Here is a 22,118-nt window from a genome sequence, read left to right on the forward strand (position 1 = left end):
TTCTGCCAATACCCATGCCGTCTTTATGCATGATCGGGAATTATGTACTCGTGCAGAATGCATGTAATCTTTGATGCCTCAACCGTGAAATGAAGATTGTGGCGAAGACCTGCACATGAACCCCGAAAAACTCGAATCGCTAGTGACGCTTGCCATGCCCTTCGGCAAGTACAAGGGCCGGGTAATCGCCGACCTGCCGGGGCATTACCTCAACTGGTTTGCCCGCGAAGGCTTCCCCAAGGGGGAACTGGGCGGCCTGCTGGCGCTGATGCAGGAAATCGATCACAACGGCCTGTCCGACCTGCTCGATCCGCTGCGGGTCAAACATGGCAAGCCGCGCATCGCCGATGGGCGCTGAAGCGTCTGGCAACTTTCTTCCAGGCAAAAAAAAGTGCGCCGACCAAGCGCACTGAAAGACAACCGTGAAGCGCCTAACGAAGTCGAATCAGTCGAGCAAAGCCAGCGCCTGGGCGCTGCACTCCTGAATACGTGCCCAATCGCGGTTTTCAATCCATTGGCTGTCGAGCATCCACGAGCCGCCCACGCACATCACATTGGATTGAGCCATGTAGCTGTTGATGTTGCCTGGGCCGACGCCGCCGGTCGGGCAGAAACGCACCTCGGGGAAAGGTCCACCAAGCGCCTTGATGGCGGCCACGCCACCGCTCACTTCGGCCGGGAACAGCTTGAAGCGACGATAGCCCAGCGCGTAACCCATCATCAGTTCGGACGGGCTGCTGATGCCCGGCAGCAACGGCAACGAGCTTTCCACACCGGTCTCGAGCATGTCCTGGGTCACGCCGGGGGTGACGGTGAACTGCGAGCCGGCCTGCTCCGTTGCGGCGAGCATTTCGCGGGTCAGTACGGTGCCGGCGCCGACCAGCAGTTCCGGACGTTGCTCGCGCAGCACCTGGATCGCCCTCAGGCCCAATGCCGAGCGCAGGGTCACTTCCAGCACGGTCAGGCCACCGGCCGCCAAAGCATCGGCCAGGGGCAGAATGTCTTCTTCACGGGCAATGGTGATGACCGGCAGAATTCGCGCACGCGCCGCCAGAGCGTCGATCCGGGCAACCTTGTCGACCATGCGTTGCTGTTGTTCGGTGGTAATCATAGCGGCGGTTCCTTGATTCATTGACACCAGTAGATATCCAGCGCGGAGTGCAGGAAGGCGCGGATAGGCATCTGCGCCACGTCTTCGCCGGCAAGTGCGGTGCGCAGCGTGGTCAACTTGCCTTCGCCCTGCACCGACAACACCTTGAAGCGCGCCGAGGCCAGCAACGCACGGCTCATGCTCAGGCGCTGATGCGGTACGCTCGGCGCCAGCATCGGCCAGCAGCGGCGCTCGCCGTCCAGCGCCAGAGCCTGTTCAAGGTTGGGGCTATCGGGAAACAACGAAGCGGTGTGCCCGTCATCACCCATGCCCAGTACCAGCACGTCGATCGGCGGCAATTGGCCGAGCAGGTCATCGGCCACTGCGGCAGCTTCCTCCTGGCTCGAGGTGGTCTGGTACAGGCTGACGAAACGTGCCTGCTCGACCGCGCCTACCAGCAGGTGGCGCTTGAGCAGACCGGCATTGCTGTCGGCATGCTCGATGGGCACCCAACGCTCGTCGGCCAGGGAGATCACTACCCGTGACCAGTCCAGGCTCTGACGCGCCAGGCACTCCAGAAAAGCCACCGGGCTGCGCCCGCCGGAAACCACCAGGGTTGCCACGTTCTGGCGCTCGATCGCCTCGCGCAGTTGCTCGGCGACCTTGCCGGCCAGGGCTTCGGCCAGCAACGGTGCGCTCACGCAGTCGTGAACCTTGACCCCGTCGGGGAACTGCAAATCAGATATCGCCATACCAGGATCTCCCATCGCGTGTGATCAGGGCAATCGAGCTCATCGGCCCCCATGAACCCGCCGCGTACGGCTTGGGAGCATCGCCGGATTTCTTCCAGCCGGCGATGAGCTGATCGCACCATGTCCACGCATATTCGATTTCATCTTTACGGACAAACAGGTTCTGATTGCCCTGCATCACCTCCAGCAGCAATCGCTCGTACGCATCTGGAATACGCGCACTGCGATAGGTGTCGGAGAAATTCAGTTGCAGCGGCCCGCTGCGCAGTTGCATGCCCTTGTCCAGTCCCTGCTCCTTGGTCATCACGCGCAGCGATATGCCTTCGTCCGGTTGCAGGCGGATGATCAGCTTGTTGCTGATCTGCAGGCGCTGCTCGGGCGCGAAGATATAGTGCGGCGGTTCCTTGAAGTGGATGACGATCTGCGACAGCTTTTCAGGCATGCGCTTGCCGGTGCGCAGGTAGAACGGCACGCCGGCCCAGCGCCAGTTGCGGATGTCGGCGCGCAGCGCGACGAAGGTCTCGGTGTCACTCTGGGTGTTGGAGTTTTCTTCTTCCAGGTAACCCGGCACCGGACGGCCTTCGCTGTAGCCCGCGATGTACTGGCCACGCACGACCTGCTGGGTCAAGCCGTCGGCGGTGAATGGCGCGAGCGCCTTGAGCACCTTGACCTTCTCGTCGCGAATGCTGTCGGCGGACAGATCGGCCGGTGGGTCCATGGCGATCAGGCACAGCAGCTGCAGCAGGTGATTCTGGATCATGTCGCGCAGCTGGCCGGCCTGGTCGAAGTAGCCCCAGCGCCCTTCGATACCCACTTTTTCCGCCACGGTGATTTCAACGTGGGAAATGTAGTTCTGGTTCCACTGGGTCTCGAACAGGCTGTTGGCGAAGCGCAGGGCAATGAGGTTCTGCACCGTTTCCTTGCCCAGATAATGGTCGATTCGGTACACCCGGTTTTCCGGGAAGTACTGCGCGACGGCATCGTTGACCCGGCGCGAGGATTCCAGGTCGTGGCCGATCGGTTTTTCCAGCACGGCGCGGGTGCGCTCGGTCAGGCCGACCTTGTGCAGGTTTTCGCAGATGGCGCCGTAGACCGCCGCCGGTGTGGCGAAGTAGGCGATCAGTTGTTCGGCGTCACCGACTTTCTCGGCCAGTGCGACGTAGGTGTCGGCATCCAGAAAGTCCACGTGTACATAGCTCAGGCGCGCGAGAAAACGCTGCACCGCATCGGGCTCGAGCTGTGCATCGGAGACGAACTTGCGCAGTCCTGCCTCGATGACACCCAGGTGGTGGGCTTCGTCACCCGGCTCGCGGGCCAAGGCGAGAATGCGTGTATCGGCGTGCAGCAACTGCGCGCGATCGAGTTGATATAGAGCCGGAAACAGCTTGCGCAATGCCAGGTCGCCCAGGGCGCCAAAGAGGGCAAAGGTGCATGATCCTGCGGTCATTGAGGGCATGATGTTTGTTCTTCTATCAAGTTGACGTAGAAATACCCTTTTTCAGGGCACGATTCAAGGCAGAATGTAGTAATAACCACAACATTTACCCATTCAGACAGATACGGGTGGTGGCGCACTGCGCCCCCCAGTAGGATAAGCCACCCGTGAAGACAGCCTGGCCAGACACGCTCGCTGGCGCTGCAGTAGACCCAAGGACATACCATGGACCGTGTGCGAAATCTTCTGGAACAGATCCAGAGCCGCCTCGATGAGCTGAACAAGGCCGAGCGCAAGGTGGCCGAGGTCATTCTGCTCAATCCGCAGCAGGCGACCCGCTTCAGTATTGCCGCCCTGGCGCAGGCCGCCAAGGTCAGCGAGCCGACGGTGAACCGCTTCTGTCGTTCCTTCGGCGTCAGTGGCTACCCCGAGCTCAAGCTGCAACTGGCGCAAAGCCTGGCCAGCGGTGCCGCCTACGTCAGTCGTGCGGTGGAAGCCGACGACGATCCTGCTGCCTATACCCAGAAGATTTTCGGCAGCGCCATCGCTTCGTTGGACAGCGCCTGCCAGCAACTCGATCCGGCGCTGGTCAGCCGTGCCGTGGACATGTTGATCCAGGCGCGGCAGATCCACTTCTTCGGTCTCGGCGCGTCGGCGCCGGTCGCGCTCGATGCGCAACACAAGTTCTTCCGCTTCAACCTGGCGGTGTCGGCGCATGCCGATGTCCTCATGCAGCGAATGTTGGCGTCGGTTGCCCATACCGGCGAGCTGTTCGTGATCATCTCCTACACCGGACGCACGCGCGAACTGGTTGAAGTCGCTCGTCTGGCACGGGAGAACGGTGCATCGGTACTGGGGCTGACGGCGGCAGGCTCGCCCCTGGCCAAGGCCAGCAGCGTGAGTCTGAATATACCCCTGCCCGAAGACACTGATATTTACATGCCAATGACATCGCGCATCGTGCAACTGACCGTGCTGGACGTGTTGGCCACGGGCATGACGCTACGGCGCGGCGTGGATTTCCAGCCGCACCTGAGGAAGATCAAGGAAAGCCTCAACGTGAGTCGCTATCCGGCAGGGGACGGCCTGGACTGAATGCAGGTAAAGGACCTGGATCTGCAGGCTTGGCCGATGACCGCTCCCACAGAGGGGGGACACGTCATCGGCTCGAAAAAAAGGGCGACCGAAGTCGCCCGTAAAGAGCACACCACAAATCAGAACTTGGACTGGATTTTCAGCCCGGCCACCAGCGCGTCATCCACCTGGTTCACGCCGCCAGGATGCTTGATGTACTGCACGTTGGGCCGCACCGTCAGCCAGTTGGTCACGTGGAAGCCGTAGTAGATTTCGGCGTTGTATTCGGTGTCCTGAATCGGCAGGTATGACGGATTGTCGTAGTCTTCGATGTTGTTCAGATCGTTGACCAGACGGCGATTCTTGCGCACGTCGTCGTTGACGTGGATGCGCGCGATGCCTACACCGATGTCGTCCTTGGGACGGGCGTCGAAGGGCCCCATGTAGGTCAGGCCGATCTGCTGGTAGTTGTCGACGAAGTTGGTGTCCTTGTCGTGCACGGTGGCGTTGGCGAAGATGCTCAGGCCACGCGCGGCGCTGCCGTTATGGCTGGTCAGCTGCTGCTGGGCGACGATCCAGGCGCCGTGCTTGCTGCTGTGGGACTTGTAGCTGGCGCCGGAAACCGCAGCCGCCTGGCCATTGCCATCTTCATACACATCGTCGGCCTTGGCCGTGCTGTAGTAGTAGCCCAGGCGATACTCGCCCGGCAGGTCGTTGAGCTTGGGCGTCCATACCAGTTCAACCGGCAGGATCATGCCCTTGGTGCCGCTGCCGCTGAGCTTGAAGCCATTGCCGGTTTCCAGGTACGAGGGGTTCTGCTCGAACACGCCTACCTGCGCATACACTTCCGGGGTGATGTTGTACTTGATACGCAGGGCCCACTGGCTGACCGGCCAGTTGTACCAGATATTGCCAACCCAGTTGCCGACCTGCGAACCGCAGAACGCCAGGTTCTGGAAGTCGCACGGGAAGCTGTTGAAGTCTTCGCCAGGGCCGAAGCGGCCGATCTTGACGTTGAGTTTGTCGTCGAAATAACCCTGCTTGTACCACATCTGGGTAAGCCGCCAGGTCTGGCCCCTGCCCCAGACTTCCTGGGATGAACTCAAGGTGCCTGCACGCGGATCGCCGATCCGGTCATTGGAAATATTGCGACCACTACGCTCGGTGATGGCCAGCTTGAACTCGGCGTCCTTCCAACCCAGGATCTTTTCCAGGTCCATCTTCACGCCCAGGGCGAACTGGTCGCTGTAGCGCGCGGTGGTGTCGTCGTTGTAGCCACCGTCGAGATTGCTGCCTACCTCCCCTACATACTCCAGCGAAAAATCGTAGCCCTTCTCCAGCAACTCCGTACGCGCCCCACCCCAATCACCGGTCATCCATGGCGACTCTTCGGTAAAGGCCCCAGCGGCATGCACGCTGCCGGCCAGACTCAAGGCGCCAAGCATCGACAACTGGCCGATCAGTCTGGGTTTAGTGATAAGTCTGCTGTTCATCCCTCTTCCTCTTTTATTGTTATTGACGTGTTGTACAGTCTTGCCAATGACAGGCGACAGGCCGCCCGCCGATATCGCTATTCAGCGTCCTTTGAACTGGGTCACGTTGCCCAAGGGTGCAGCTTCCTGCACGGTTCGCGTAGCGCCGAGGCGCTCACCGCTGGCCGCATCGAAAATCAGGACCTTGCTCGGGTCCAGCAGCAGGTTCAAGGTGGCGCCTATGGCCGGCGCAGCGTCCGGCGCCATGCGGCAGCACACCTTGGTCTGGTTCACGGTGACGAACACCAGCGTGTCCGGCCCGGTCGGCTCGGTGATCTGCACTTCGGCGCGCAGGGTGGGCAAACCCGTGACCTGCTCGCTGGCCAGGGCGATCTGTTCGGGGCGGATGCCGAGAATGATCTCGCGATCCTCCAGCCCCGCGTCGGCGATGCCCAGCGGCAGTTCGCAACGCGCCTGGCCGCTGTCGAGCAGCGCTACCAGGCGACCGTCCTGGCGGGTCAGGCGCAGCGGGATGAAGTTCATCGGCGGCGAGCCGATGAAGCTGGCCACGAACAGGTTGGCCGGATCGTTGTAGATCTGCTGCGGCGTGCCGAACTGCTGAATGATGCCGTCCTTCATCACCGCCACTTTGTCGCCCAGAGTCATCGCTTCGATCTGGTCGTGGGTCACGTAGACCGTGGTGGTTTTAAGGCGCTGGTGCATCAGTTTCATTTCAGTGCGCATCTCGACGCGCAGCTTGGCGTCGAGGTTGGACAGCGGTTCGTCGAACAGATAAATCTTCGGCCGACGCGCCAGGGCACGGCCCATCGCCACACGCTGTTGCTGACCACCGGAGAGCTGACCCGGCTTGCGGTTGAGCAGGTGTTCGATCTGCAGCAGCTTGGCCACGCGAGCGACTTCTTCATCGATTGCCGACTGCGCCATCTTGCGGATCTTCAGACCGAATTCGATGTTCTCGCGCACGCTCATGGTCGGGTACAGCGCATAGGACTGGAACACCATGGCGATGTCACGATCCTTCGGGCTCATGCCGCTGACGTCCTGATCACCAATCATGATCGCGCCGCCGGTGATGCTTTCCAGACCGGCGATGCAGTTCATCAGGGTCGACTTGCCGCATCCCGATGGGCCGACGAGGATCAGGAACTCCCCGTCCTTGATCGACAGTTCGATATTCTTCAGCGTGTCCGGCAGGCCGGGACCGTAGGTCTTGTTGACGTTGCGAAGTTCGAGCGTAGCCATGATTACCCCTTGACGGCGCCGGCTGTCAGCCCGCGCACGAAATACTTGCCTGCGACCACATAGACCAGCAGGGTCGGCAAACCGGCGATCATCGCCGCCGCCATGTCCACGTTGTATTCCTTGGCGCCGGTGCTGGTGTTGACCAGGTTGTTCAGCGCCACCGTGATCGGTTGCGAATCACCGCTGGAGAACACCACACCGAACAGGAAGTCGTTCCAGATCTGGGTGAATTGCCAGATCAGGCAAACCATGATGATCGGCGTCGACATCGGCAGAATGATGCGGCGGAAAATCGTGAAGAAACCTGCGCCGTCCAGACGTGCGGCTTTTACCAGCGCATCGGGAATGCTCACGTAGTAGTTACGGAAAAACAGCGTGGTGAACGCCAGACCGTAAACCACGTGGACAAACACCAGGCCGGTGGTAGTGTTCGCCAGCCCGATCTTGCCGAGCGTAAACGAGGCCGGCAGCAGCACAGTCTGGAACGGCAGGAAGCAGCCGAACAACAGCAGACCGAAGAACAACTGCGAACCGCGGAAGCGCCACATCGACAGCACGTAGCCGTTCAGTGCCCCGATGGCGGTAGAGATGATCACGGCGGGTACGGTGATCTTGATCGAGTTCCAGAAATACCCGTCAACCGTGGCCCAGGCCTTGACCCAGCCGATGCCGCTGACCACGGTCGGCCAGCTCAGCAGGTTGCCGGTGCTGATATCTTCCGGGGTCTTGAAGCTGGTCAGCAACATGACCACCAGCGGCACCAGATAAAGCAATACGGCGAGGATCAGCACTGCATAGATCGCGATGCGACTCAGGCTGATGGCGGGTTTGGCAGCCAGATTACTCATTGCGCTTGGTCCTCAGCTCGGAATACAGGTAAGGCACGATGATCGCGAGGATCGCACCGAGCATCAGAATCGCACTGGCCGAGCCCATGCCCATCTGGCCGCGACTGAAGGTGAAGGAATACATGAACATCGCCGGCAGGTCAGAGGAATAACCCGGCCCACCAGCGGTCATCGCCGCGACCAGATCGAAACTCTTGATCGCAATGTGCGCCAGAATCATCACCGCACTGAAGAACACCGGACGCAGACTTGGCAGCACCACTTTCCAGTAGATCATCGGCATGCTCGCGCCATCGATCTGCGCGGCACGAATGATCGATTGATCGACACCACGCAGGCCAGCAAGGAACATCGCCATGATGAAGCCCGAGGCTTGCCACACCGCCGCGATCACAAGGCAGTAGACCACGCGATCAGGGTCGATCAGCCAGTCGAGACGGAAGCCTTCCCAGCCCCAGTCACGCAGCAATTTGTCCAGGCCCATGCCCGGGTTGAGCAGCCATTTCCACGCGGTACCGGTGACGATCATCGAAAGTGCCATCGGGTACAGGTAAATGGTTCGGATAAAGCCTTCGCGACGGATGCGCTGGTCGAGGAACACCGCCAGCAACACACCGATCACCAGAGTGATGCCGATGAACATGCCGCCGAACACGGCGAGGTTTTTGCTCGCGACCCACCAGCGGTCGTTGTCGAACAACCGCGCGTACTGCGCAAGGCCCGCCCACTTGTAAGTCGGCAGGAACGTCGAAGTGGTGAACGACAGCACGAACGTCCACAGGATGTAGCCATAGAAGCCCACCAGCACGATGAACATGCTCGGCGCCAGCACCAGTTTTGGCAGCCAGCGTTGCAACGCATCGAACGGCGAGGCTTTGCTGAACGCAGCAACAGAGCTCATGGGGGAAATCCATCGAAAAAGAAAAGGGCAGCTACACGCTACAAGTTTCAAGCTGCAAGATAAGCAGGGCAGTGCTCTGACTTGCAGCTTGCAGCTTGCCGCTACGGCTTATTTGGAAGACTTGACCGCTGCGCCAAGTTTCTTGGCAGTGTCGGCCGGGTCGGCTTTCGGGTCGTTGATGTAGTTGGTCACGACATCAAAGAACGCGCCTTGCACGGCCAGCGTGGTCGCCATGTTGTGCGCCATGCTTGGTTGCAGGCCGCCGGACTTAGCGTCCGCCAGGAAGTCCTTGGCAGCGGTCTGTGCGCAGGAATCGAAACCCAGTTGCTCCATGTTGTTCAACATGTCGTTGCGAACCGGGATCGAGCCTTTGTTGATGCTGAAGACTTTCTGGAAGTTCTCACCCAGCACGACTTTGGCGATGTCCTGCTGACCGGCCGCAGTGCCTGCGTCCTTCTGCTTGAACACGGCCAGCGAGTCGATGTTGTAGGTGAACGCTTTGTCGGTGCCCGGGAAGGCGACGCACTCATAGTCCTTGCCAGCGACTTTCTTGGCGGCGGTCCATTCGGACTTGGCCCAGTCACCCATGATCTGCATGCCGGCCTTGCCGTTGATGACTTTGGCCGCTTCCAGGTTCCAGTCCTGACCTTTGCCGTCGGCGTCCATGTAGGTCGCGACTTTCTTCAGTTCGGTCAGCGCCTTGACCATCTCCGGGCCAGTGAGCGCGGCGTTGTCCAGGTCCACCAAGGCTTTTTTGTAACCATCGACACCCATGACCGAAAGCACTACCGCTTCGAACACGGTGCTGTCCTGCCAAGGCTGACCGCCATGGGCCAGAGGAATGAAGCCCGCAGCCTTGAGCTTGTCGCCCGCGGCGTAGAATTCTTCGAGGGTGGTCGGGTTCTTGGTGATACCGGCTTTCTTGAACACTTCCGGGTTGATCCACAGCCAGTTCACGCGGTGAATGTTCACCGGCACGGCGACGTAATCACCGTCGTACTTCACGGTATCGGAGACTTTCTTGTCGAGCAGACTGTCCCACTTTTCCGCCTTGGCGACGTCTTCCAGCACGTCGGTGTCGAGCAGGCCAGTGGATGCCCACTCCTGGATGTCCGGGCCTTTGATCTGGGCAACGCCAGGCGGGTTGCCGGCGACTGCACGGCTTTTCAGCACGGTCATGGCAGTGGCACCGCCACCACCGGCAACAGCCCCGTCTTTCCAGATGAAGCCATCTTTCTCGACCTGCGCCTTGAGCACATCGACCGCTGCTTTTTCACCGCCTGACGTCCACCAATGGACAACTTCCACCGAACCTTTGGAGTCGGCAGCCAGAGCACTGAGCGGGAACACGGAGGCGAGGGATACGACGATGGCTAGGCGGGAGAGCGAGTTCATGGGACATCCTTTTTTGTTGTTATGCAGAGGCAAGTCTGATGCTTGCGTTGCGTGAGAGTGTAAACACCGCCAAGTGGGGTGCAGGTAACGAAGGGATAAGGAAATGTCACGGACTGGTGACATTCATGATCACCAGAACGGTCGGTGTGCAGGAACAGGTAGATCGCTCACACCGTCTTGCGCGGCAAGACCAATGTCACCCGCAAGCCGCCGGCCGGGAGATTCTGCAACGTCACCTCACCGCCATGGCTGTGGGCGATGTTGCGCGCGATGCCCAGGCCCAGCCCATAGCCCTGCTGGGTGCTGGCCAGGCGGAAGTGCGGCTCGAAGACCTTCTGCAACCGTTGCTCGGGTACGCCTGGACCCTCATCGTCGACGTACAGCACGAAGGCCTGTGCATCGTCGTGGATGGACAGGTGCGCGCGGTCACCGTACTTGAGGGCGTTGTCGATCAAATTGCCGATGCAGCGCTTGATGGCCAGCGGCTTGCCGGCGTAGGGCGAGCGCGCCTTGCCTTCCAGGGTCACTCGGCCGTTGCCGTGCGGCGCCAGATAGGGTTCCACCAGGCAATCGAGCACCTGATCGAGATCGACCCGCTCGATATTTTCGTGGATGTCGGTGTCTTTGACGCATTGCAGCGCGCCCTTGACCAGCAATTCCAGCTCGTCCAGGTCACGGCCGAACTTGGCTTCCAGGGCTGGATCGTCGAGCAGTTCGACACGCAGACGCAGGCGTGTGATGGGCGTGCGCAAGTCGTGGGAAATCGCACTGAACAGCTGGCTGCGCTCGGTCAGGTAACGACTGATACGCTCGCGCATGGCATTCAGCGCCCGCGCTACTTCCACCACCTCGCTGCCGCCACCGTCCATGGGCGGTTCGTTGCTCACCTCGCCCAGCGACAACTCGCGTGCGGCGCGGGCCAGGCGTTTCAGGGGCCGGCTTTGCCAGTGCACGAGCACGCCAATGAACAGCAGGAGGAACCCGCTGGTCAGGGCGATGAACCAGATCTGCTGGGCAGGCAGGCCCTCCTCCTCAAGCGTGGTATAGGGTTCGGGCAACAGCGAAGCAATGTACAGCCATTCTGTGGGCCCCAGGCGAATCTGGGTGACCAGTACCGGTGGATTCACCGGCTCCAGGGTCAAGGCGTAGTGCGCCCAGGAGCGCGGCAGCTCGTCGAGCTTGAGGCCGCTGTTGAAGATGCGCAGATCGTCGGGGCTGACGAAGGCCACCGAGATGTCCGCGTCGCTGCCCAGTTGGGTGCGGAGCACAACCGAAACCGCGTCGATCACCGCAGTCTTGCGCGCAGTCGGCTCGAGCAGTTGCATGCCCAGCGGCTTGTCGTTGAGTGAAACGAAAAAGCGCGTACCGCCCATGCTGCGCAGTTGGTCCAGTACCAGTGGCCGATAGGCCAGTGGCAACGAACGGAAATAGCTGACGCTGGCCGCCATCGAGTGGGCCAGGCTGCGGGCGCTGGTCACCAGCCCTTCGAGCTGCGTGGCCCGCAGCTGCGACAGCCAGATGACGCTGGACAAGCCCTGCGCCAGGAGCACCGCCAGCAGTGTCAGCAACAGCATGCGACCCAGCAGCGAGCGCGGCTTAAACAGGCGCAACGTGAGCCGCCAGCAGGTAGCCGCTACCGCGCACTGTGCGGATCAGCCGCGGAGGTTTGTCATTGTCGCGCAGGCGCTGGCGCAGGCGGCTGACCGCCATGTCGACGATGCGATCCAGCGGCATCGGCTCGCGTCCGCGGGTGGCGTTGCCGATGGTATCGCGGTCGAGAATCTGTTGGGGATGATCGAGGAACAGCTTGAGCAAGGCGAAGTCGGCACCGGAGAGGAACACCTCCTCGCCGTCGGTGTGAAACAGGCGGTGGCTGACGGTATCCAGCCGCCAGTCGTCGAAGCCGAGCACCTCGCCACTGCGCTCGCTGGCGAACTGGCTGCGTCGCAGCAACGCCTTGATGCGCGCCTGCAGCTCGCGCGGGCTGAACGGCTTGCCCAGATAATCATCGGCCCCCAGTTCGAGGCCGATCACGCGGTCGGCTTCGTCGGAGCTGGCGGTCAGCATGATGATCGGCACCTGGGCCATGCGCGGATGCTGGCGGATCCAGCGGCACAGGCTGAAGCCATCTTCGTCGGGCAGCATGACGTCGAGAATCACCAGATCGGTGCCGACCTCGGCGCCAAGCGCTTCGCGAAAGCCCGCGCCGTCGGCCGTGGTGCGCACGGCGAAACCGGCGCGGCTGAGGTAGGTGTCCAGCAGTTCGCGGATGTCCTGATCGTCATCGACCAGCAGGATCGATTTGCCGACAGTGCTCACGTGGGCGTCCTTGTTGTCATTGCCGGGTCGATACGCCCGGCTTTTTTCAAGGGCTGATTAAACGCTCAAGCCTGCGCCTGTTGCAAGGCCACGCCTGCGCCCAACAGCCCGGAGAACTCGGCCGTGACCACCCACACAGGAACGCCCTTGAAGTAATCGCTCATGCAGCCCTTGTCGGCGAAGCTCTCGGCGAAACCGCTCTGCATGAAGATGTCGAGAAAGCGCGGGATCACGCCACCGACGATGTACACGCCGCCCCGACCGCCCACGGTCAGCACGTTGTTGCCCGCCACCCTGCCCAGGAAGCGGCAGAATTGCTCCAGGGTTTCCCGAGCGACGGGGTCGCCGGCAAGGCCGGCGTCGGTGACTTCGGCAGGCGAGGTGCAGGAAGGCGTGTGGCCGTCTACTTCGCACACAGTTTGATACAACCGTAACAACCCACCACCGCTGAGAATCGTTTCGGCGCTGACGTGACCGATCTGCGCTTCGATGTGCGCGCGCAGTTGAGCTTCGCGCGGGCTGCCGACGGGCAGGTCGACATGGCCGCCCTCACCCGGCAATGCCATCCAGCCGTTGCGCAGGCCGATCAACGTGCCCACGCCCAGCCCCGTGCCTGGGCCGATGACCACCGCCGGACGGGCGGGATCTGCTTCGCCCTCGCAGACCAACTGGTATTCATCGGGCTGCAGACGGGTCATGCCCAACGCCATGGCGGTGAAGTCATTGATCAGCAGCAGGTGCCCGATCTGCAGGCTTGCGCAGAATGCCTTGCGGCTCAGGCGCCAATGGCTGTTGGTGAAGCGGAACTCGTCACCGTCCACCGGGCCCGCTACCGCCAGGCATGCGGCGCCGATGTCGCCTTTCTGCAGCTTGAGGTCGGCCATGTACACGCCGATGGCGTGCTCGGGGCTGGTGTAGTCTGCCGTGGGGAAGACCCGAACCGAATGCAGTGCATCGTTTTCCCAGAGGGCGAAACGTGCGTTGGTACCGCCGATGTCGCCGATAAGGGCGAGTGTCATCGCAAAATCTCCAACCCCGAAGTGAAGGCACTGGCGCCTTGCTCGGCCGAGCTGAAGGCTTGGCGCATGAACCCGAACAGTTCACGCCCGCACCCTACGCCATTGGCCAAGGTGCCGACCGCCGGGGTGCGGCTGGCCAGCGTCTGGGCATCGACGCGTACCTGCAAGGTACCTTCGACACCGTCGACCCGGATGATATCGCCATCGCGCACCAAGGCCAACGGCCCACCGCTGGCCGCCTCGGGACTGACGTGGATCGCGGCGGGAATCTTGCCGGACGCACCGGACATGCGCCCGTCTGTGACCAGCGCGACCTTGAAGCCGCGATCCTGCAGCACGCCGAGAAAAGGCGTCATCTTGTGCAGTTCCGGCATGCCGTTGGAGCGCGGTCCCTGGAAGCGCATGACGGCGACGAAATCCTTTTCCATTTCGCCGGCCTTGAACGCATCGGCCAGCTCCTGCTGGTCCTGGAACACGCGGCAAGGCGCTTCCACTACCTGGTTCTCCAACGCCACGGCAGACACTTTCATGACGCCACGACCCAGATTGCCTTCCATCACGCGCAATCCACCCTCGGCCGAAAAAGGTCGTGCCACGGGGCGCAGGATGGTTTCGTCGAGGCTCGCCTCGGGACCTTCGCGCCACACCAGCCGACCCTCCTGCAGAAACGGTTCGCGGGTATAGCGGCTCAGGCCATGACCGGCCACCGTGTTCACGTCCTCGTGCAACAGGCCCGCTGCGAGCAGCTCGCGAATCAGGAAAGCCATGCCGCCAGCTGCCTGGAAATGGTTGATGTCAGCCTTGCCGTTTGGATAGACATTGGACAGGGTGGGCACCACCTCGGACAAGTCGGCCATGTCTTGCCAGGTCAGGATGATGCCCGCTGCCATGGCGATCGCCGGCATGTGCAGGGTGTGGTTGGTCGAGCCGCCCGTTGCGTGCAGGGCGACGATCGAATTCACCAGCGATTTTTCATCGACGATGCGGCCGATGGGGGTGAACTCGCCGTTGGCTTTGGTCAGGCGTGTCACCTGATGGGCCGCTTCGTGGGTCAGCGCATCGCGTAGCGGTGTGTTGGGATTGACGAAAGAAGCCCCTGGCAGGTGCAACCCCAGCACCTCCATGAGCAACTGGTTGGTGTTGGCCGTGCCGTAGAACGTGCAGGTGCCCGGACTGTGGTAGGACTTCATCTCCGATTCGAGCAATTCTTCACGGCTCGCCTTGCCCTCGGCATAACGCTGACGGACATCGGCCTTCTCCTTGTTGGAGATGCCCGACGGCATCGGCCCGCCGGGGACGAAGACCATCGGCAGATGGCCGAAGCGCAGCGCGCCCATCATCAGGCCCGGGACGATCTTGTCGCAGATGCCGAGCATCAGGGCACCGTCGAACATGTTGTGAGACAAGGCCACGGCCGTGGACAGGGCGATGGTTTCGCGACTGGCCAGGCTCAGCTCCATGCCGGCCTCGCCCTGGGTCACGCCATCGCACATGGCCGGCACGCCGCCCGCGAACTGGCCGACCGAGCCGATCTCGCGCAACGCCTGCTTGAGCTGCTCGGGGTAGATTTCGTAAGGCTGGTGCGCCGAGAGCATGTCGTTATATGACGAAACAATTGCGATGTTGGTCGCATTCATCATGCGCAGTTGGTGCTTGTCTTCGGTGCCGCACCCCGCTACGCCGTGGGCGAAGTTCGCACATTGCAGCTTGCCGCGCATGGGCCCGTCGCTGGCAGCGCTGTCGATCAGTTGCAGGTAGTGCTTGCGGGTAGCTTGGCTACGCGCAATCAGCCGTTGGGTGACCTCAAGGACGCGGGGATGCATGTGAAGAACTCCAGGCTTTGGGGGCGACCTCTGCAACACTCTGTCCGAACTACGACCCGTGTCAGGGCTCAAAGCCCTGCAGGCAAGAATCGATGTGAAGGAAGGGTTGTACCGGTCACTCGTTGTAGATAGAACAAAATATTGCCATTAAAAAGGCTTGTTTTCTATTTCTATGCGAATAATCTTGTAATTCCAACAACAAAACAGATTACGTGACCTGCTTGCCCGGACCTGATCCAAGGGGAATCACCCAATCTGATTACAGGAATCACTCATGACCATTCGCATAGCAATCAACGGTTTTGGCCGCATCGGCCGCAATGTCCTGCGGGCACTCTATACCCAAGGCTACCGCCAGGACCTGCAGGTCGTCGCCATCAACGACCTGGGTGACAGCGCGATCAACGCCCATCTGCTCAAGTACGACACGGTGCACGGCACCTTCGATGGCACGGTCGAGCACGACAAGGAAGGCCTCACGGTGAATGGCGACCGCATCTCGGTCAGTGCCATCCGCAACCCGGCCGAGCTGCCGTGGAGGGCCGAGAACATTGATGTGGTGTTCGAGTGCACCGGCCTGTTCACCGACCGTGAAAAGGCTGCCGCGCACCTGACGGCCGGCGCACGCAAGGTGATCATCTCGGCACCGGCCAAGGGCGCCGATGCCACCGTGGTGTATGGCGTCAACCACGACGTGCTGCGCCAGTCCCATGAAGTGATCTCCAACGCCTCGTGCACCACCAACTGCCTGGCCCCGGTGGCCCAGGTGCTGCACCGCGAGCTGGGCATCGAGCAGGGCCTGATGACCACCATCCACGCCTACACCAACGACCAGAACCTGATCGACGTGTACCACAGCGACCCCTACCGCGCCCGCTCGGCGACCCAGTCGATGATCCCCAGCAAGACCGGTGCTGCCGAAGCCGTTGGCCTGGTGCTGCCGGAGCTGGCCGGCAAGTTGACCGGCATGGCCGTGCGCGTGCCGGTGATCAACGTTTCCCTGGTCGACCTGACCTTGAACCTGTCGCGCGAAGCCAGCCGCGACGAGATCAATGCGCTGATGCACGCCGCTGCCGAGCAGTCCAAGGTGCTGGGCTACAACACCCTGCCGCTGGTTTCCACCGACTTCAACCACAACCCGCTGTCGTCGATCTTCGATGCCAACCACACCAAGGTCAACGGCAAGCTGGTCAAGGTGATGGCTTGGTACGACAACGAGTGGGGCTTCTCGAACCGCATGCTGGACAACTGCCTGGCGCTGATCAACGCCAAGTAAGGCCCCATAGCGGCTGGATACGGTAGGTGCCGTCTCCAGCCGCGATACTTCCTGCAAAGATCGTGGCTTGACCAGGCGCACGGATGAGAAGCATTATCATCTTCTGCTTTCCGGTCGGGCAATTCCGTGAGTCAATCACGCTTCAATTCCGTTTTCCTCTCCCAACGCTTGAGTCTGCTGCGCACCCTTCAGCGCATGGTACGCAACCCCAGCACCGCCGAAGACCTGCTTCAGGAAACCTACCTGAGGGTGACTCGTGCCCTGGGTGAGCGACGCATCGAGCACCTCGAACCCTTCGTCTTTCAGACAGCACGCAATCTGGCCCTGGATTATCTGCGCTCACGGCGGGTGCACGAGCGAACCATGGTCGAAGATGTGCCCCTCGACGTGCTACAAAGCATTGCAGCAGTGGCCAGTAGTCCGGACGAGGTCGCCCATGCGGAGCGCCTTCTGGCCAGGCTGACCGTGAGCCTGGCTCGACTGACGCCGCGCCAGCAGCGGATTTTCATCCTGAGCCGAGTGCATGGCAGCAGCTATGTGGAAATTGCCCATGAGCTGCACGTCTCGGCAAGCACCGTGCAAAAGGAGTTGAAATTGATCATGGCGATCTGCATCGGCGTCGCCCAGCGCCTGGAGGAGCATCCGTGAATCGGCAGCATCTACCTGAGCGGGCGCCGCCGACGCCGGCCATGGAGCAAGCCATCGATTGGTTGATCGCCCAGCCTTGCACCGACCCCACCGAGCAAAGGGCATTCGAGGACTGGCTGCTGGCCGACCCCGAACATGCCGCGGCATTTGAGCAGGCCCGCGCGGTGTGGCACGGCGCGCCGGTTCACCAGGCCGCCGTCGCCCTGCAAACGCGGCGCCAACCGCCGGCCTGGCGTCGGCATTGGAAACCACTGGCTAGCGCCGCAATATTGGTGGTAGGCGTATTGAATTTCACCCACCTGGCGCTGCGCGTACAGGCCGCTCATCTGACCCAGGTCGGCGAACGGCAACACCTGCAGCTGGAAGACGGTTCCAAGGTGCTGCTCAACACCGATTCGGCCTTCTCCAGCCGCATCGACACCCGGCAACGCAGCGCACGCCTGTACGAAGGCGAAGCCTTTTTCGAGGTGCCTCCCAGCCGTCGGCAACCCCTGAAGGTGCAAGCCGGCCCAGTGCGTGCCGATGTGCTCGACAGTGCCTTCGCCGTGAGCTACCACGATGGCCAAGCGCAAGTGCGAGTGCAGCGCGGCAACGTCGACCTCAGCGCCAGCCACGACGAGACGGTGCGCCTGAACGCCGGCGACAGCATACGCATCGGCCCCAGGGGATTCGGCAGGCGTGAGCGGCTTGATCCACAGAAGGATCTGGCCTGGGTCCACGGCCGTTTGATCTTCGAGAATTGCCCGATGGGCGAGGTACTTGCCGAACTTCGGCGCTATTACCCGGGGTGGATCATCAACACCGACAAGAAGCTCGAGCAGGTGGCAGTGACCGGCAATTACCGCCTGGACAACCCGCTCGAAGTGGTTCGCTCGTTGGCTCAGGTGACGTCGGCACGGGTGCGGGAGTTTCCGGCACTGGTCATCCTGAACTGACGGATACGTCATTGCCATGAACCGAGACACCGCATAATTATTTTTACGCTGTAGCGCTTCCCCATCCGTCTAGTCATAGCCAATGCAACTGATTCTCATTCGAATCGGTAACACTATAATGACACGCGACAGGGAGCGCTTTCGATGTCCAAAGGTTTCACTCGTCCACAGTTTCACCACTCGGTGCTCACCGCTGCCCTGCTGCTGGCCGCCGTGCCCGCCGTGGGCAGCGCCGCGGAGCCGACACCGAACAGCGCCCGCAACAGCGTCAATCACTCCTTCAACATTGCTCGGCAGCCTCTGGCGTCGGCCTTGAACGGCTTCAGCACCACGACGGGGTGGCAAGTCGGACTGCCCGCCGGGCTTGCTCAGGACGTCATTTCACCCGGCGCGCGCGGTAACCTGACGCCGGAACAGGCACTGGATCGGCTGCTCGCGGGGACACCCTTGCGCTACCGAAAAATCAGCGCCAACAATGTCGTGCTCGAGCGCAGCTCGCCGGGTGCCGTGATCGCACTGCAACAGATGACTGTCAGCGCCACACGCCAGGAACAAAGCGCCGACAGCGTCCCGAGCACCGTCAGCGTCCAGGGCCGCACGCAGCTGGACCGTGACAACGTCAACACCCTGCAGGACCTGGTGCGTTACGAACCGGGCGTCTCCGCAGGCGGCACCGGTTTGCGCAGCGGCCTTACCGGCTACAACATTCGTGGTATCGACGGCGACCGTGTGCTCACCCAGGTCGATGGCGTCGAAGTGCCGGACAGCTTCTTCAACGGCCCCTATGCGCAAACCGAGCGCAATTACGTCGACCCGGAAATCGTCAAGCGCGTGGAAATCCTGCGCGGGCCGGCGTCGTCGCTGTACGGCAGCAGTGCCATCGGTGGGGTGGTCAGCTACTACACCCTGGACCCGGAAGACGTCATCAAGCCCGGCAAGGATGTCGGCGCACGCCTGAAGACCGGTTACAGTTCGGCAGACGAAAGCTGGCTGAACTCGGCCACCGTGGCCGGCCGTACGGGTGACGTCGATGCCCTCTTGCACCTGAGCCAGCGCAACGGCCACGAGACCGAATCCTACGGCGACCATACCAGCACAGGGCTGAGCCGCACCGCGGCCGACCCCAAGGACGTGCGCTCGACCAATGTCCTGGCCAAGCTGGGCTGGAACTACGCCGACGATGCCCGATTCGGGCTCACCTACGAAAAATACAAGGATGACCGCGATGTCGATCTGAAAAGTGCCTATGGCGGCCCCTATGCAAATGGCAGCCCGCTGAATTTCTATCGATCCCGCGGTGGCAATGACACCGTCACCCGCGAGCGCTTCGGCTTGAATCACGACTTTGGCCTGGACAGCGTCGTGGCCGATCACATCAAGTGGAGCCTGAACTACCAGATCGCCAAGACCGACCAGCACACCGAAGAGCACTATGTCGTTCCGCGCGCACGCGACGTGCTGCGCGCGCGTGACACTCTTTACAAAGAGCGCCAGTGGGTATTCGACCTGCAACTGGACAAGGCCTTCCAGGTGGGTGAAACCGATCACCTGCTGACCTACGGCACCAATATCCGCCAGCAGAAGGTTACCGGCTCGCGCAGCGGCTACGGGACCTGCCTGACCGTGATGGGCAGTTGCCGAGCCATCGGCGCCGACAGCGCGGCCGATCGCCTGGTCAAATCCAGCGACTTCCCCGACCCGACCATCAACACCTACAGCCTGTTCGCCCAGGACGAGATTCGCTGGAACCAGTGGACCTTGCGACCCAGCGCCCGCTATGACTACACCCAGCTCAAGCCTCGCCTGACCGATGAGTTCCTGCGCACGGTCAACCCCAAGGGCGAGTACACCGTGACCGACAGCGATCGGAACTGGCACCGGTTGTCACCCACGCTGGGCGTGACCTACGACTTCGATGACCACTACACCTGGTATGGGCAGTACGCCGAAGGCTTCCGCACACCCTCGGCCAAGGCGCTGTACGGCCGCTTCGAAAACCTTGGCGCAGGCTATACGGTCCAGCCCAATCCGGATCTGGAACCGGAAAAAAGCAGAAGTTATGAAACCGGCCTACGTGGCAACTTCGAGGCAGGCACCTTCGATATTGCGGTGTTCTACAACCAGTACCGCGACTTCATCAACGAGGATGCGGTCAGCCCCGGGGCGACGTCCGCCGTGTTCCAAAGCAACAATATCAAGCATGCCACCATCAAGGGCGTCGAGCTCAAGGGCCGCTTGAACCTGGACAGCTTCGGTGCGCCGCAAGGTCTCTACAGCCAGGCTTCCATCGCATACGCCCATGGCGAGAACGAAGACAACGGCCAACCGATCAACAGCGTCAATCCGCTCAAGGGTGTATTCGGCCTGGGCTACGAGCAGCAGCAGTATGGTGGCCTGCTCAGCTGGACACTGGTCAAGCGTCAGAACCGAGTGGACAGCAGCGCGTTCAAGTCGCCGGACGGCAGCGGTGTGTTCAAAACGCCTGGCTTCGGCATCCTCGACCTGGCCGGTTACTACAAGGTCACCGAGGACGTCACGGTCAACGCCGGCCTGTACAACCTCACCGACAAGAAATACTGGCTATGGGACGACGTGCGCAGTTATGACGGCGTCGGCGAAGCGGCGGTGACATCACCCGCCAACCTCGACCGCCTCACTGCTCCCGGTCGTAATTTCGCGATCAATCTGGTTTGGGACATCTGATAATGGCACTGTAGGGGCAGATAAGCGCTGCCCCTGTGGTGGGATTTTTTTACGGTCCGCTGTGAGTTGATTCGTCTCGTCTACACAGCACCGCATTTTTCAAGGAACTCGCAATGACCGTCACCGAGCACACTCAGGACCATGCCCCACTGCGCTCCGCCCGCTTGCGCGCGATCAGCCAGGCGTTGCACGACAGCCTGGAAAACACCGTTGCCCGCTACGCGCCGTTCGATACGCCGCAAAGCTATGCGCGCTTCCTGCAGATGCAGTACCTGTTCCAATCCGAGTTGCAACACCTGTACAACGACCCGGCCTTGATCGCCTTGTTTCCCGATCTGCCCGAGCGCTGCCGCGCAGAGGCGGCCAAGGCCGACCTGCTCGATCTGGGCGTGGCCATTCCGCAACCTGTTCCGGGCGCCCTCAGCGAGCCGAGTCAGGCCACGGCGCTCACCTGGATTCGCGTCTCCGAAGGGTCTAAACTCGGCGCCGCCATCCTGATCAAACGGGCTAACGCCTTGGGTTACACCGCAGGTTTCGGCGCTCGCCATTTGGCCGAACCCGAGGGCGGACGCGGCAAAGGCTGGAAAGCCTTCAACGCGATCTTCGACGCCCTGCCGTTCAGCGCGGCTGAAGAAGCGCAAGCCGATCAGGCGGCCAACGATGCCTTTGCGCGCCTGCAGGTGCTGCTGCAACACACCTACGCCGACCACAAGGAAACGGCGCCGGCCTGACCCCACTGTATGGAACTCATGGACAACCCTCGCCCGCTCCCCTCAAAGCTGGCCCGCGTGCTTTACGGCCTGCTGGCCTATACCAGCCTGATCATCGGGCTGATCGCCATCGTGGTGCCGGGGTTGCCCACCACCGAGTTCATTCTGCTGGCCGCGTGGGCGGCGACCAAAAGCTCGCCGCGGCTGAGCGCCTGGCTGGAAAACCACAAGTTGTTCGGGCCCATGCTGCGCAACTGGCGCAACGGCAAGGTGATAACCCGCCGAACCAAGGTCAGCGCAACCGTCAGCATGGTGCTCTGTTCCGTGCTCATGTGGTTCACCCTCAAGCAGCACTGGCCGGTATACGCGGCAATCTCCGGCATGGTGCTGGTCAACCTGTGGATCTGGTCGCGGCCCGAACGCATCAACCCCCAGCGCTGAGCAAGCCGGCGTCG

Annotated in this window: 20 protein-coding genes; 8 read left to right on the forward strand and 12 right to left on the reverse strand. The window is 61.6% G+C overall.

The genetic code is table 11. The annotated features are described in order from the left end of the window. The first annotated feature begins 115 nt into the window (after positions 1–115). Positions 116–358, forward strand: a complete 243-nt coding sequence (locus IFT98_RS17565; protein ID WP_192050521.1) for a DUF3820 family protein — start codon at positions 116–118, stop codon at positions 356–358. A gap of 87 nt (positions 359–445) precedes the next feature. Here IFT98_RS17565 and IFT98_RS17570 read toward each other — a convergent pair whose 3' ends face one another. From IFT98_RS17570 to zwf, 3 genes are read right to left on the reverse strand one after another with little or no spacing between them, the layout of a single operon-like run. Beyond that, complete coding sequence (locus IFT98_RS17570; RefSeq protein WP_192050519.1) at positions 446–1,132, reverse strand: bifunctional 4-hydroxy-2-oxoglutarate aldolase/2-dehydro-3-deoxy-phosphogluconate aldolase; 687 nt, start codon at positions 1,130–1,132, stop codon at positions 446–448. Next, positions 1,129–1,842, reverse strand: a complete 714-nt coding sequence (pgl, locus tag IFT98_RS17575; RefSeq protein WP_192050518.1) for a 6-phosphogluconolactonase — start codon at positions 1,840–1,842, stop codon at positions 1,129–1,131. The genes IFT98_RS17570 and pgl overlap by 4 nt, the downstream gene beginning before the upstream one ends. Next, on the reverse strand, positions 1,829–3,298 hold the full coding sequence (zwf, locus tag IFT98_RS17580) for a glucose-6-phosphate dehydrogenase (RefSeq protein WP_122796057.1): 1,470 nt from the start codon (positions 3,296–3,298) through the stop codon (positions 1,829–1,831). Before zwf ends, pgl begins: the two co-directional genes overlap by 14 nt. A gap of 213 nt (positions 3,299–3,511) precedes the next feature. On the opposite strand from zwf, the gene hexR reads away from it, so the two are divergent. After that, on the forward strand, positions 3,512–4,372 hold the full coding sequence (gene hexR / locus IFT98_RS17585) for a DNA-binding transcriptional regulator HexR (protein WP_185794215.1): 861 nt from the start codon (positions 3,512–3,514) through the stop codon (positions 4,370–4,372). Positions 4,373–4,491: 119 nt separating this feature from the next. Here hexR and IFT98_RS17590 read toward each other — a convergent pair whose 3' ends face one another. The 9 genes from IFT98_RS17590 to edd all read right to left on the reverse strand — a co-directional run bounded on the left by IFT98_RS17590 (position 4,492) and on the right by edd (position 15,391). Further along, positions 4,492–5,796, reverse strand: a complete 1,305-nt coding sequence (locus IFT98_RS17590; RefSeq protein ID WP_244646990.1) for a carbohydrate porin — start codon at positions 5,794–5,796, stop codon at positions 4,492–4,494. 129 nt (positions 5,797–5,925) lie between these two features. Further along, positions 5,926–7,086, reverse strand: coding sequence for an ABC transporter ATP-binding protein (locus IFT98_RS17595; protein ID WP_192050516.1), 1,161 nt, complete (start codon positions 7,084–7,086; stop codon positions 5,926–5,928). A gap of 2 nt (positions 7,087–7,088) precedes the next feature. Further along, a complete protein-coding gene (locus IFT98_RS17600; protein ID WP_192050514.1) occupies positions 7,089–7,934 on the reverse strand; it encodes a carbohydrate ABC transporter permease in 846 nt (281 codons plus the stop codon). After that, the gene (locus IFT98_RS17605; protein ID WP_192050512.1) at positions 7,927–8,835 is read right to left on the reverse strand and encodes a carbohydrate ABC transporter permease; all 909 of its coding nucleotides are present in this window, start codon (positions 8,833–8,835) and stop codon (positions 7,927–7,929) included. Before IFT98_RS17605 ends, IFT98_RS17600 begins: the two co-directional genes overlap by 8 nt. 108 nt (positions 8,836–8,943) lie before the next feature. Further along, entirely contained in the window at positions 8,944–10,230 is a 1,287-nt protein-coding gene (locus IFT98_RS17610) for an ABC transporter substrate-binding protein (RefSeq protein ID WP_192050510.1), read from the reverse strand. 167 nt (positions 10,231–10,397) lie between these two features. Then, the gene (locus IFT98_RS17615; RefSeq protein ID WP_192050827.1) at positions 10,398–11,804 is read right to left on the reverse strand and encodes an ATP-binding protein; all 1,407 of its coding nucleotides are present in this window, start codon (positions 11,802–11,804) and stop codon (positions 10,398–10,400) included. A gap of 22 nt (positions 11,805–11,826) precedes the next feature. Next, positions 11,827–12,549: a response regulator gene (locus IFT98_RS17620; RefSeq protein ID WP_122796063.1), complete on the reverse strand. Its 723-nt coding sequence runs from the start codon at positions 12,547–12,549 to the stop codon at positions 11,827–11,829. 65 nt (positions 12,550–12,614) lie between these two features. Further along, positions 12,615–13,568, reverse strand: coding sequence for a glucokinase (locus IFT98_RS17625; protein WP_122796064.1), 954 nt, complete (start codon positions 13,566–13,568; stop codon positions 12,615–12,617). After that, a complete protein-coding gene (gene edd, locus IFT98_RS17630; protein ID WP_192050508.1) occupies positions 13,565–15,391 on the reverse strand; it encodes a phosphogluconate dehydratase in 1,827 nt (608 codons plus the stop codon). Before edd ends, IFT98_RS17625 begins: the two co-directional genes overlap by 4 nt. 274 nt (positions 15,392–15,665) lie before the next feature. Here edd and gap point away from each other — a divergent pair, with 274 nt between their 5' ends. The 6 genes from gap to IFT98_RS17660 all read left to right on the forward strand — a co-directional run bounded on the left by gap (position 15,666) and on the right by IFT98_RS17660 (position 22,104). After that, positions 15,666–16,667 (forward strand): type I glyceraldehyde-3-phosphate dehydrogenase, encoded by a 1,002-nt coding sequence (gene gap / locus IFT98_RS17635; protein ID WP_192050506.1) that lies wholly within the window; start codon positions 15,666–15,668, stop codon positions 16,665–16,667. Between the two features lie 126 nt (positions 16,668–16,793). Further along, positions 16,794–17,315, forward strand: coding sequence for a sigma-70 family RNA polymerase sigma factor (locus tag IFT98_RS17640; protein WP_192050504.1), 522 nt, complete (start codon positions 16,794–16,796; stop codon positions 17,313–17,315). Positions 17,316–17,356: 41 nt separating this feature from the next. Beyond that, entirely contained in the window at positions 17,357–18,250 is an 894-nt protein-coding gene (locus IFT98_RS17645; RefSeq protein ID WP_192050825.1) for a FecR family protein, read from the forward strand. A 144-nt stretch (positions 18,251–18,394) separates the two neighbouring features. Then, positions 18,395–20,953 (forward strand): TonB-dependent receptor, encoded by a 2,559-nt coding sequence (locus tag IFT98_RS17650; protein ID WP_192050502.1) that lies wholly within the window; start codon positions 18,395–18,397, stop codon positions 20,951–20,953. A 113-nt stretch (positions 20,954–21,066) separates the two neighbouring features. Continuing rightward, complete coding sequence (locus tag IFT98_RS17655; RefSeq protein ID WP_192050500.1) at positions 21,067–21,684, forward strand: biliverdin-producing heme oxygenase; 618 nt, start codon at positions 21,067–21,069, stop codon at positions 21,682–21,684. A gap of 18 nt (positions 21,685–21,702) precedes the next feature. Further along, entirely contained in the window at positions 21,703–22,104 is a 402-nt protein-coding gene (locus tag IFT98_RS17660) for a YbaN family protein (RefSeq protein ID WP_122479741.1), read from the forward strand. Positions 22,105–22,118: the final 14 nt, after the last annotated feature.

This window comes from Pseudomonas sp. CFBP 8770 (genome assembly GCF_014841705.1).
Lineage (GTDB): Bacteria > Pseudomonadota > Gammaproteobacteria > Pseudomonadales > Pseudomonadaceae > Aquipseudomonas.